Source organism: Alkalihalobacterium alkalinitrilicum, from assembly GCF_002019605.1.
GTDB lineage: Bacteria > Bacillota > Bacilli > Bacillales > Bacillaceae_F > Alkalihalobacterium > Alkalihalobacterium alkalinitrilicum.
The window spans coordinates 858,119-870,677 of record NZ_KV917368.1; the positions used below are offsets into that span (position 1 = coordinate 858,119).

General features: G+C 37.1%; 11 protein-coding genes, 2 pseudogenes and 1 riboswitch. Of the genes and pseudogenes, 12 read left to right on the forward strand and 1 reads right to left on the reverse strand.

Features of this window, described 5'->3' with window-relative positions:
- Positions 1-198: 198 nt before the first annotated feature.
- Complete coding sequence (locus tag BK574_RS04150; RefSeq protein WP_078427628.1) at positions 199-582, reverse strand: IolE/MocC family protein; 384 nt, start codon at positions 580-582, stop codon at positions 199-201.
- Positions 583-912: 330 nt separating this feature from the next.
- Between BK574_RS04150 and BK574_RS29135 the strand changes: the two genes are divergently transcribed.
- The 12 genes and pseudogenes from BK574_RS29135 to BK574_RS04210 all read left to right on the forward strand — a co-directional run bounded on the left by BK574_RS29135 (position 913) and on the right by BK574_RS04210 (position 12,138).
- Entirely contained in the window at positions 913-1,053 is a 141-nt protein-coding gene (locus BK574_RS29135) for an SAM domain-containing protein (protein WP_078427629.1), read from the forward strand.
- Positions 1,054-1,399: 346 nt separating this feature from the next.
- A pseudogene (locus BK574_RS04160) lies at positions 1,400-2,044 on the forward strand (family 1 glycosylhydrolase); the annotation flags it as partial.
- A 21-nt stretch (positions 2,045-2,065) separates the two neighbouring features.
- Positions 2,066-3,478, forward strand: a pseudogene (locus BK574_RS04165) (glycoside hydrolase family 1 protein).
- Between the two features lie 69 nt (positions 3,479-3,547).
- On the forward strand, positions 3,548-4,411 hold the full coding sequence (locus tag BK574_RS04170; RefSeq protein ID WP_158211524.1) for a Cof-type HAD-IIB family hydrolase: 864 nt from the start codon (positions 3,548-3,550) through the stop codon (positions 4,409-4,411).
- A gap of 219 nt (positions 4,412-4,630) precedes the next feature.
- Complete coding sequence (locus BK574_RS04175; RefSeq protein ID WP_078427631.1) at positions 4,631-5,680, forward strand: lactonase family protein; 1,050 nt, start codon at positions 4,631-4,633, stop codon at positions 5,678-5,680.
- A gap of 131 nt (positions 5,681-5,811) precedes the next feature.
- Positions 5,812-5,921, forward strand: a riboswitch (SAM riboswitch).
- 63 nt (positions 5,922-5,984) lie between these two features.
- Complete coding sequence (locus BK574_RS04180; protein ID WP_078427632.1) at positions 5,985-7,031, forward strand: hypothetical protein; 1,047 nt, start codon at positions 5,985-5,987, stop codon at positions 7,029-7,031.
- A 58-nt stretch (positions 7,032-7,089) separates the two neighbouring features.
- On the forward strand, positions 7,090-8,487 hold the full coding sequence (locus BK574_RS04185) for a M20/M25/M40 family metallo-hydrolase (protein WP_078427633.1): 1,398 nt from the start codon (positions 7,090-7,092) through the stop codon (positions 8,485-8,487).
- A gap of 33 nt (positions 8,488-8,520) precedes the next feature.
- Positions 8,521-8,847 (forward strand): hypothetical protein, encoded by a 327-nt coding sequence (locus BK574_RS04190; protein ID WP_078427634.1) that lies wholly within the window; start codon positions 8,521-8,523, stop codon positions 8,845-8,847.
- Positions 8,848-9,085: 238 nt separating this feature from the next.
- Entirely contained in the window at positions 9,086-10,123 is a 1,038-nt protein-coding gene (locus BK574_RS04195; RefSeq protein ID WP_158211525.1) for a GTPase, read from the forward strand.
- 120 nt (positions 10,124-10,243) lie between these two features.
- Entirely contained in the window at positions 10,244-10,783 is a 540-nt protein-coding gene (locus tag BK574_RS04200) for a GTPase domain-containing protein (RefSeq protein ID WP_158211526.1), read from the forward strand.
- A gap of 94 nt (positions 10,784-10,877) precedes the next feature.
- Positions 10,878-11,309, forward strand: coding sequence for an IS200/IS605 family transposase (tnpA, locus tag BK574_RS04205; RefSeq protein WP_078427637.1), 432 nt, complete (start codon positions 10,878-10,880; stop codon positions 11,307-11,309).
- A gap of 79 nt (positions 11,310-11,388) precedes the next feature.
- Complete coding sequence (locus BK574_RS04210) at positions 11,389-12,138, forward strand: alpha/beta fold hydrolase (RefSeq protein WP_142247892.1); 750 nt, start codon at positions 11,389-11,391, stop codon at positions 12,136-12,138.
- Positions 12,139-12,559 lie beyond the last annotated feature (421 nt).

Below are 12,559 nucleotides of genomic sequence, written 5' to 3' on the forward strand. Positions count from 1 at the left end.
TTTTAATATTTCTTTGTTTAACACTTTTTGCTTCTTTAGTTCTCATTTCAAAACTATAAAAGGTTATAGCTCCAATCAACACTCCTCATTCGTCATTCGTACTACCTTTTATTAAACTTTACTGCTTCATTTAGTACGCGGTAGGAGTTGCCGCCGCGACAACTCCTTCTTTCGTTTAAGTATTCTGTTATTTACTATTTATTTGTTAGATATGACATTCAAATTGTCACCTATAAGCTTAGTTGCTTCATATATCACTCCGTCGTCATAGCTTACAATTTGAAAATACCCATTATAATAATCCCAAACGTCTGATGTATTGGAATACTGAATAATACTGTCTAACATTTGATTAAATAACAAATCGGCTTTTTCTTGCGTTAGTTGTTCTTCAACCATTACTCTAAGGTTGATAGTAATCTCCCCATCAAATGAAGCTGCAACTGTCTCTACGCCTTCAAAATGTTCTCTCCATTCATTTAATGCTTTACTCATATCAATATTAGGTTGCTGAACACAACCAGCAAATAAGATTAGTAGTACAAAACTGATAGTCGTAAAAAGTAAATTATTTCGTTTCATGCTTTTCCCCCTCGTACAACATTAAATTGGTTAATAAATACCTTCTAATGATGCTATAAGATTAGTAATCCTTTAATAAGCCTGAAGCAACAAAGCTTACTCAAAACAGCTTACTAAAAATAGAATAAAAAATAAGACCTAAATACGAAAAACGAAAATTCACCTTCTACTTAAATTTCTAACGAAAATTAGAAGAAGGAGGTCTCTTGGCAGAAATGATAGAACTATTCCATTTTACTAGAATAGCTGTATCGATTTCATTCCAAAAAATCTTTGTAAATTTTCAAATTTGCATGAGGGAAGGGCCAATGAAAGGAAAGCGACACCTTTATAAAAAATGAACGATTTCATTTAGAAAAGTACATAGAATTATTTGAAGAAGAAGAGGTGACGTTAGAAGATCTTATTTCGTTTAGTGAAGAGGATTTAGCTGATCTTTGGATTAAGCTTGGACCTAGGAAAGGATCTTAAAGGCATTAGAGAATCGTCACTTCCAACTTAAAAAGAGAAAGGGGCCTGACCCCACCAAAGTAAAGCTTTACTACTTATTGAAGTATTGTTAGCAATTTCAGGTTCTTCTTTAAATATGTATGACTTATTGTTTTCCATATAGAGTAGGTGTAGTGACTTTTCGATGTCATTTCCTTCCGTATCTATTTGAATTACTATTGATCGAAATGGTGTAATTCCAACTCTACCTGCAATTAGAATTGAGGGCTATCATCTTTTAAATAAAATGCCCCCACTCGTTCAAGCATACTAACTCTATTTGAATATTGATAACATACCTAGAAAAAAACGCACTTTACTAATTCAATTAAGCCTCTCAGATGTTCAATCAAGAGGTGCTTACCCTGGCTATGCAAAACGCTTTTTCAGGGAACATAACATCACCATTGACATGGAAAAGGGAGACGAGGAGCTTCTCAAAAACCATACTGTTGATTATATTGGCTTCAGCTATTATGCAAGCCGTGCTACAAGTACCGATCCAGAGATTTTGAAAAATCAAACGAGTGGAAATGTTTTTGAGTCTATTGAAAATCCTTATTTAGAAAAATCAGAATGGGGCTGGACGATTGATCCAAAAGGCTTCCGCATTACAGCGAATCAATTATATGATCGCTACCAAAAACCTTTGTTTGTGGTAGAAAACGGCTTAGGTGCTGTCGATGAAGTGACAGCCGATGGGGAGATCCATGATAATTATCGAATTGACTATTTACGAAAACATATTGCTGAAATGGGACAAGCGATAGAAGATGGGGTCGACATCATCGGTTATACGAGCTGGGGACCGATTGATATCGTTAGTGCTTCGACTGGAGAAATGAAAAAGCGGTACGGTTATATTTATGTTGATAAAGATAATGAAGGAAACGGAACTTTAAAAAGAATGAAAAAGAAGAGTTTCCATTGGTATAAACAAGTGATTGAATCTAACGGTCAACAATTAAAATAAAATTATAATGAGGTGAACGTTTTGAGTAAACTAGCTAAATTTCCTGATGGTTTTTTATGGGGGGGTGCCGTTGCGTCCAACCAATTAGAAGGGGCGTACCAAGAAGATGGCAAGGGGTTATCAACGGCCGATGTTTGTCCAAATGGGATTATGAGCCCGCCAGACTTTTCGATGGAACAGTTTAACTTATACCATGAAGGCATCGACTTTTACCATACGTATAAAGAAGATATCGCGTTGTTTGCAGAGATGGGCTTTAAGACTTTCCGTTTATCAATTGCTTGGACGCGGATTTTTCCTAATGGTGACGAAGAAGCGCCAAATGAAAAAGGCTTGCAATTTTATGATCATGTCATTGATGAATTATAAAAATATAATATTGTGCCTGTAGTGACGATTTCTCATTATGAAATGCCACTAGCTCTGGTGAAAAATTACGGTGGCTGGAAAAATCGCAAGTTGGTTGCATTTTATGAGCGTTTTGCAACAACGTTGTTCGAACGTTATCACAAAAAAGTGAAATATTGGATGACATTTAATGAAATCAACGTCAATCTTCACGCACCTTTTACGGGTGGAGGTTTGTTGTTTGAGGATGGAAAGAAAAATGAACAAGATATTTATCAAGCGGTACATCATCAGTTTGTAGGAAGCGCTCTTGCTGTAAAGGCTGGCCATGAAATTAATCCTGATTTACAGATTGGCTGCATGATTGCATCTATGATAACATATCCTTACACCTCGAAGCCCGAAGATATGTTTGCGGCTGTGAATCAAGATCGAAAAACGTTATTTTTCTCTGATGTTCAATCTAGAGGATATTATCCTTCTTATATTAAAAATTATTTTATTGAAAATAATATTAACATCCAGATGGAAGCAGGGGATGAACAAATTCTTCGCGAAGGAACTGTAGATTACATCGGCTTTAGCTACTACATGTCTTGTGTTGCTAGTACGGACCCAGAGCATATTAAGCTGCAAACTTCCGGAAACCTTTTAGCAGGTGTGAAAAACCCTTATTTAGAAGCTTCCGAATGGGGATGGCAAATTGACCCAGTGGGCTTACGGACTGTCTGCAATCAACTATATGATCGCTATGAAAAACCATTATTTATTGTCGAAAATGGACTTGGTGCCGTTGAAAAACTTGAAGAAGATGGGACCATTAATGATGATTACCGAATCGACTATTTACGAGCCCACATCCAAGAAATGAAAAAAGCAATAGGAGATGGATGTGACATTATCGGCTATACGTCATGGGGTCCGATTGACTTAGTCAGTGCCTCGACGGCTGAATTGAAGAAACGCTACGGCTACATTTATGTAGATCGTGACAGCGAAGGCAAAGGTTCAAACAAACGTTATAAAAAGAAGAGCTTTTACTGGTACAAAGAAGTGATTGCTTCGAATGGGGAACAATTAGATTAATTGAATTTTAACGATGTATGAGAATAGGTTATGAACTTATTCTCTTGTTTTCTAAGAGAGGTGGAGCTTATGAAATTAATTGCATCCGATTTAGACGGAACACTTTTAAATGAAGTTGGTGAAGTAAGTTCTGAAAATGCGGCAGCGATAAGAAAAGCACAGAGTCAAGGGATACTATTTGTTGTTGTATCAGGAAGATCGTACGAGTATGCCCGAAAGCCGCTTCAGAATGTGGGCATAACTTGTCCAGTCATTTGCACAAATGGTGCAGCGATCTTTTCAGAAGAGGGAAAGCTAGTGAAAAAATCACTTTTACATAAACGGCCTGCAAAACAGGTTCTTTCTACTTGTTTAGAAGAAGATGTTTATATGGAAATATTTACGAATAAAGGAGGGTTTTCGACTAATTATGAACGATATTTACAAGTCGTTCTTAATATTTTTGAAACAGCCAACCCTTCTATCAATAAAGAAACGGTTCTCCATTTTGCAGAGGCGCGTTTTAAGGATGAAAATATTATTGTCAACAATAACTTTGAAGAGATTATTGATGACGAAGAAGTGGAAATATATAAAATGCTTGCTTTTTCTAAACAAAATAGTCAGTTGGAGTCGATACGAGCTTCGTTAACATCTGTTGAAAAACTAGTAATAACCACTTCAGCAAGTGGAAACCTGGAGTTCAATGATATCGAAGCTCAAAAAGGAATCGCATTACGCCACTTTGCACAACATTTAGGAATTGACATGCGTGATGTCATGGCAATAGGTGATAATTTTAATGATGAGACGATGTTAAAAATGGCAGGCCTTGGTGTTGCAATGGGAAATGCATCTGAAGAAATTAAAGCATTAGCTGACGTGACGACGAAATCAAACATCGATCATGGCGTAGCCTTTGCTATAGAAGAAAGACTTCATAATCGTCTATAATAAAAAAACCTAAAAGTTATTTGAGCATTCAGAAGTAGAGGATTTAGAAGTGGATTCAGAAGCAGTGAATTTTAAAAGTAAAGAATTCAGAAGTAGAGGACTTAGAGGAATTTAATAATGTATTTAGAAGGTAGAGAATGAAGAAATAGAGCGTTTAGAATCATCTAGGTACTTCTTGAAGAATGAATTGGAAACCTGCTTGATCATGGAGGTATTAGAATGGAAAAAATAAAAGGTTATATAGGAACTTACACAAAAGGAGATAGCAAAGGAATTTATAGCTTCACTCTAGATTTGCAAGTACCGCAAATCCAAGATGTAAAGGTTGCTGCCTATATTGAAAATCCAACGTATTTAACAATCGATCGTACGAATAAATATCTCTATTCCGTTGCGAAGAAAGGTGAGACAGGTGGTATTGCTGTTTATACAATAGACGATATATCTGGTGACCTTCAACTTCTTGACAGTCAACTCGAAGAAGGCCCTAACCCATGTCATGTTAGTGTTGATAGTCAAAATAATTATGTGGTCAATGCTAATTACCATAAGGGTACTGTACAGTTAATGGGATTCAACAATAATAATGAGAAGATTTTATCTACTCTATCCACCGTTAAACACGAAGGATCTGGGCCAAATAAAGATAGACAAGAAAAACCTCATGTTCATTACTCAGGATTTACACCTGACGAAAAGTTTATTGTCGTAATCGATCTAGGTATTGATAAACTTATCACGTACGAAGTGAATGATGAAAAGTTAAATGAAGTAAATAGTCTATCGCTTCAGCCTGGAAGTGGACCTAGACATCTGGAGTTTCATCCCAATGGTCAATTTGCTTACCTTATGACTGAGTTAAGCTCACAAGTCATTACTTTAGCCTACGATAGGGAGAATGGAAGTTTTACAGAAGTACAACACACCTTAACTATTCCAGAAAACTTTACTGAAAACAACCAGGGGAGTGCCATTCATGTCTCATCTGATGGGAAATTTGTTTATGTCAGTAATAGAGGACATAATAGTATCGCTTCCTTTAGCGTTGATGAATCTGGTCACTTAACATTAATTGACTTTACTCCAACAGAAGGTGCATGGCCAAGAGATTTTGTATTAGATCCAACCGAAAAATTCCTAGTCGTTTCAAACCAAGAGTCCTGCAATCTTACTTTATTTGCAAGGAACACAACTACAGGAACCTTAGCACGAATACAATCGGATATAGCTGTCCCATATCCAGTATGTGTAAAATTTTTAAATACTTAATGGAAGACAGTAAAATTTCAACAAATAGATAAGCAAAGTTCGCTAGCAGAAGGTTTCTAGGTTGACTCTTAAAAAAACTAGATACCGCATTGTATCAACCCGCACATTGGATTATAATGGTATTAATTGAATAGTTATCAAGAGTGGTCGAGAGAACTGGCTCACAGACACCACAGCAACCTGCCAATGTATGAAGCAAGGTGCTACTACCAGCAAAGCCTATTGCTTTGGATGATAAAACGGAATTTAAACCCCTTTTGGCATCCGTGCTCTAAGGGGTTTTTATTGATGGAGGGGTCAGACGTTGTTATTAAGAAATCATTCGATTGAAGAGCTACTCGATTTAGAAGAGGCGCTTTTATTGGCTAAGGAATCAGAGGAACAGGATGGAACGTTTTCTAAGCTCATCTCAGTTTACGAGGCTTTGTATAGAAAAATATCGGACGATCGAAAAAGTGAATATTCCTATAGTTTAGAGGGGATTAAAAAGCGACTGATTTCGCACTTGGTAAAATATGGAACGTATTTAAAGACAGTCTATCAGAAGGATGATAGAGCTGCTGAAAGTTGTTTGAAAAAAGCGGTTCGATATGAACGGAATCTGCCCATTGTCTATTATCGATTAGGGTTTCTTGATTATAAAATGAAACGCTATGCTTCAGCGCTTCGGCATTTTCAAGCGGCTATTGAATATCAACAACAGAAAGAAAACTCAAAGTACGAGATGACGGATCAGCAGCTTTATAATTGTCATTTGTATTTGGCAAACTGTGGGCTTTTTATTGCAACAAAGGCCCAGGAAGATTTAAATACACTAGAGCTCAATATGAACATGGTAGAAGTACCGAATTATGAGCTATCGCCTTTCTTTGATTTTATCAAGGGGAATGACGAGTATCTAGAGCGCCATGCCTTTCAAATGGTCACAAGTAGTGGACGTCAATTTGCCAGCAAGGAGCAATGCGAGAGTAAGCTTGCTTCGAGAAACACGATCATTCTCGATTTTATTGGTCGTGAGCATTTGCTTATTTTTAATGAAAGAGAGTGCCGTTTAACGAAAAATCAAGCCGAGTTGCTTCGCTATTTTCTCATAAACAGTAGTAACGAGCAGCCTGTCACGAAGCATCATGTGTATGATTTGTTTTCAAGATCGGATGATAACGGGGAAATTCCTACGAATACTTTTACGCAAAATGTCATTCGGTTAAGAGCGAAGTTAACACAAGCAAACATCGATTTTCCAGTCATTGAAAACAAAGCAGGCGTCAATGAAACGGCTTATTTTTACAATCACTTCTTCCCGTTTTTGATCATGCATCGTAGTGATGAAACCTTTGTTTTAGATCAATGACAGGTCTGTCATTACCTTCCTGAGATAATAAAGCTATCAACGAAAGGGAGATGATAACATGAAAACATGGAATCAATTATTCGTACGATGTGGATGGGTACTGGTTGAAAAGGAAAAAGATGTGTTTGCGTGTAAAAATGAAACAGAGGTCAATCTTCAATTTCTATTTCAAAGTCTTGATAAGGCCAACATTCGTTATCATTTTAATAAAGGAGTACTCACGATTTTAAGTTCCATCATTTCAGAAGATCAATGGCTTGAAACAGTAGATTATGATTATCGAGGCAGAGGGGAAGGGCTATGGTTTGACTCTAGTAAAGAACAGCCGAAAATTCATGAGCTTGATCTTTTTATAAGTGGGATCGTACGGCAGGTGAACCGACTGGGGTATGAGACTTTAGGGTCTTGTGATGGTCACGGACGAAGAGCCGCACATGTGATGATATCGAAGGAAAAAAAGATAGAAGAGCTAGTAGAATTGTTGCTTGCTTTTGGATGTAAAAGCGTGAATTGGCGAGAACATCGAAACAGCTATCATCTTTCCCTTCACCTGAAGCAGCATGAACTCTTAGACCTTGCTGAAAATATGAGTCTAGTGGAAGAAAGTTGGTTAGAACAAGGCTATGAATTTATCAAACAGCAACGCTTTTATCACTTGCTGGAGCAGTTACTGAACATTCCAGGAGTAAGTGGTAATGAAGAACGGGTTAGGAAGTTTGTCATCGAAAAACTCACTCCTTACGTCGATCACATATCGGTCGACCGAGCAGGAAATGTATTAGCTGAAAAAATATACAGAGGTGGACATGGTCCCGTCATTTTATTCAATGCCCATCTAGATACCGTGTATGAAATCGAGCCAGGCCGAAAGATTGTCAAAAACGGAAACACTTGGTCTAGCAGTAAGGGAATACTAGGTGCCGATGACCGTGCCGGAATTGCGGTGCTGCTTCATACAGCAGAGTACCTCAGTCAGCATTCTTCTTTTAGCGGAAAAGTAAAGTTCATCTTTACGGTGGAGGAAGAATGTGGATTAGTCGGTGCAAGAGAGGTTGATGAGTATTTCCTTTGGGGCACAGATGCGGCCATCGTCGTTGATCGCCGTGGGACTGGGGATATTGTGACTTCATGCGGGGGCTATTTTCCGTTTTGTCATCCACAATACGGGGCCTTTTTTGAAGAAATTGCTGTGATAGAAGGACTGAACGGCTGGGCCACAACGAAAGGTGGCAGCAGTGATACGAGAATTTGGGCAGAGCACAGCATCGAGAGTGTCAACTTGTCTGCTGGTTACAGAAACGAACATACAGAAGAGGAAATTCTCGATGTAGAGGCTTGTTACGGCACAGCTCAATTGCTAGAAGAGGTCCTGCGAAATGATAAGAAATTAAGAGCGGTTTTAAGAGGAATTAAGCGGGAGCAATTCGCTGATACCATTCTTAAAACAGCTCTTTAATCAACAAAATTGAAGAATAGGGAGTGGTGCCTTATGAATATCAACGGAATGGCTAGAGCATATATGGTGCGAAATCATAGCAGTGAAGAATTTCTCCTCCATGTAGCCAATGTTATAGAACGCCAACTGAAAGAATGGAACGACGCGTATGAAGTGATGGTCATGAAGCTATTAAATTATGAGCTGGTAGTAAAAGAGAAGGAGCGATATTACCATGTTCACCTTAACCAAAAGGAAATCGAAGCCCTTCAAAAGCAAGGTCCCTATGAGTTAGACCGAAAAGTGTGGAGGGAGATAGTAAACCAAGGACTTCCGATCATTCGAGGAACAGGAAACTATATGGATCTCGTTTTAAGATAGGTGGGATGGGTCTGTCCCCTTTAGAATGAAGGGGATAGATTTATTTATTCAATGGAAGGATTGAATTGCGGGAGTGGACCTTTTTTCACTAACATTTACTAAACGATAGAGTACTATATAAAACTGGGTATGGTAGATCTTTTTCTCGTATGAATTAATAATATTTTTTATAATGTACTAATTGGATACAGGAAAAATATAGTACAATAGAATTATAAAAATGAATGAGGTGAGCCAAATGTCCTCCACGATTTATGATGAAATTAGTAGGATTAAAGATCAGTTAGAAAAAGATGAGAAAGAAACGTTAAAGATTGCTTTGTTTGGACAACCAGGAGCTGGGAAGTCCTCCATCATTAATAAATTAGTAGGTGAAAAGGTAGCTGAAACGGGAGCTTCAACCGATGTTACCAAAAAAGCACAGCCCATTTATCATAATGGGTTATTGTTTGTGGATTTACCTGGTTATGGCACCACCCAATTTCCACCTAACGAATGGATCAATGAATTTAACCCAGATGACTTTGATTTGTTTTTATGCGTTTTTTCAGGTAAGTTCCATGAAGCAGATACAAAATTTTTTAAAGAATTAAAACAAGCGGGAAGAGTTTGTTTATTCGTACGAAATTTTCATGATGCCTTATGGGAAGACGGGAAAACAACGGAAGAATTAGAAAAAGTAATTTTGGCTGATGTAGAAAAGCAAGTTCAGTCCAAAGTAGATGTTATTTTTACTAGTTGTTTTAAAAATGGCTATGGGTTTGAGCAGTTACAGGATGCGATTCAGCAAAACTTAGAGCCAGCCAAAAGAGATAAATATATCTTATCAGCTAAAGCATACTCTAAAAGGCATTTAGATGAGAAGAGAATGGAATGCGAGAAACTAGTGACCAAGTATTCCGCAATTGCAGCAGCAAATGCTATCAATCCTATCCCTGGTGTGGATATAAGCGTCGATGTATCTGTTATTTTAAAATTGTTTAAGTCTATCCAACAAGCCTATGGATTAAATGATGAAAAAATTAAAAAGTACGAAGCCCTTCTCCCAGTAGCAAAAAAAGTGATTGAATACGCATCAAAAGGGGGAGTTATCGTTCTTTTAAAGAGCTTATCCACAAAACTAGCTATAAAGAACACAGCAAAATATATTCCAATCGTCGGACAAGTCGTTGCTGCATCTGCTGGATTTGGCTTAACCCATTTAGCTGGAAGTCGTTATTTAAATGATTGTCTTGAATTAGCTACCCACATTATGGAAAAGGAATTACAAAACTAGGTATACAAAACTATGTTAAATCCCTTACGCTTTATCAAAAAGAAAAAAGATTCATTGGGCTATAATGCGTACAGAGAATTTTTGGCCGCAAAGAGAACAACTTTAGATCAGAATTTTATAATGTTAAGATCTTTATTAGAACAGTCTCGTCAAAAAAAAGTAGCCCTTGTTGGACAACCAGGGGCTGGAAAATCTAGCTTACTTTTAAAACTAACGGATGGTAAATGTGAACCACCGCCCAAAATTGGGGTAGAAACTAATGCAACAGATTGGAGTAGGAATGAATCAATCGATTTCATTCATTCTTATGCAAGTATTGATTGGATCGATGTACCTGGTTACGGAACACAGACACATCCAATCAAAAGCTATCAGACCTACTTCCCAATTGATTTGTGTCAGGTTATTCTCTTTGTAATTCAAGGGAAAATTCAACAAAGTGACGAACAGATGTTTCAAACCCTTTTTAACCTATCCAAACACTCTTGTAAAGTTGCCATCATAAGAACCCTTTCTGAGCATTTATCAAAGCAAGATCAAATGGAGATTCAAAAAGATTTAGAAGCTAAACTATTATATAACCGTAATAATATCCCTTTATACTTTATTAGCAATCGAACGATGATGGGTATTGAAGAAGTAAAGCGTTTTGTTTTTTAATTTCCAAATGCGTGGTCTAACTCCACCGTCTTTAGACGGTATACGCTTTTAGCCTTATACTTCGATGTCCATACTTAAGGTGTGAGGTGAAAGTATGGACGGATATAAGAAGAATAGTCATGCAGTCTTTGACATCAAGTTTCATGTAATCTGGGTAACAAAATATAGATATAAGGTGTTACGCGGTCCGATTGCTGTAAGAACACGAGAATTAATCAGGCAAGGATGCGAAGCAAGTGGAATCACCATCATGCAGGGGAGCGTTGGAAAAGATCATATTCACTTATTGTTATCATGTCCACCGAGCCTTGCTCCAAGTAAAATCATGCAGTACCTAAAAGGACGATCATCAAGGCTTCTCCAGGATCAATTTCCCGAATTGAAAAAGAAATATTGGGGCCAACATTTATGGGCAAGAGGCTATTTTTGTGCCACAGTAGGAACAGTAGATGAAGAAACAATAAGAAATTATATTGCGAACCAATTCAATGAAGAAAAGAACGACATATTCACGATTGAAGAATGAGTTTAGTCAAATTTTAGTGTGCTTAAGCATATAGGCTTTAAGATGACTTCAGTCTTATAAAACGACTTTAGTCGTAGACATTTTATGTCCAAATCCACCTGCTTTAGCAGGTGGTCGTTTAAGATCACGGTTCGAACAAGAAAAATTGCACCTGGTTGCTCATTCCTGGGGAAGTGTGATTGGCTTATACCTTGCTCATCAATATCCAGAAAAATATCATTCCTATACAGGATTTTCTCAAATTACGAACTGGGTTGAAAATGATAAGTTAAGCTATAAATGGTTACTGGAAAAAGCTAAGGAGACCAATAATCAAAAGGCGGTACGGGAACTTGAAGGTGTAGGGGAACCACCTTATACAAAGAACTTTAAACAGTGGTCCGTTATTCGCAAATGGCAGTTAAAATACAAGACGATGTTCTATGATGCAGGTGATAAAAAGTCAGCATCCTTTTTTTCAGGCCTCAACATCATGCTTCGCTCACCAGATTATGCTCTAATTGACATTTACAATTCGCTTGTTCGTGGCTTCAAGCTTTCTTATACTGAAGATTTAATACAGGATATCAATACATTTGACTTTTTTTCAGAGGTGACAACATTAAAGATTCCTGTCATGTTTATACATGGAATCAAAGAGCAGCATGTTATGTCCGAACTCATTACTCGTTATTACGAGATACTTGATGCCCAAAAAGGAAAAACATTTTATTGGTCGGAAAAATCTTCACATGTGTTTCATTATGATGATGCCAAAGAAAATGAGCAAAGACTTATTAAACATTTATTGAATACTCCCAGCGCTAAGACGCCTACTTCTAGGCTTTAAGACAACTGAAAGTGGGAGACTGATGATAGGATTGTTTATTTTAGTTTGTGGAGCTTTTATATATGGTTTGCTATTTCTAAAAAATTTTATTTTTAACAAATGGTGAAAATTATTTCCTTATTGAAAGGAGAGCATTAAATAACGAAAGATAAATATCAAAAGTGGGAAAAACGCTCGGTTGTCCGACCAATTGATTTACATTGTCGAACCCAATAGGATGAAAATGTTCAGCAGTGTTTGTTTTGTTTTTAGGTCTACAATGAAATATTTACAGGGTATACAAGTTTGATATACAAAGTTAACAGGTTTACAATCAATAGTTGTAACGTATAAAAGAGAAATAATTATAAGCAAGGTAAAAGTAGATGCCAAGGGATCTCTTTTATCTTGCTTTTTTGTTTTGAAGATAAAAATCGAAGGA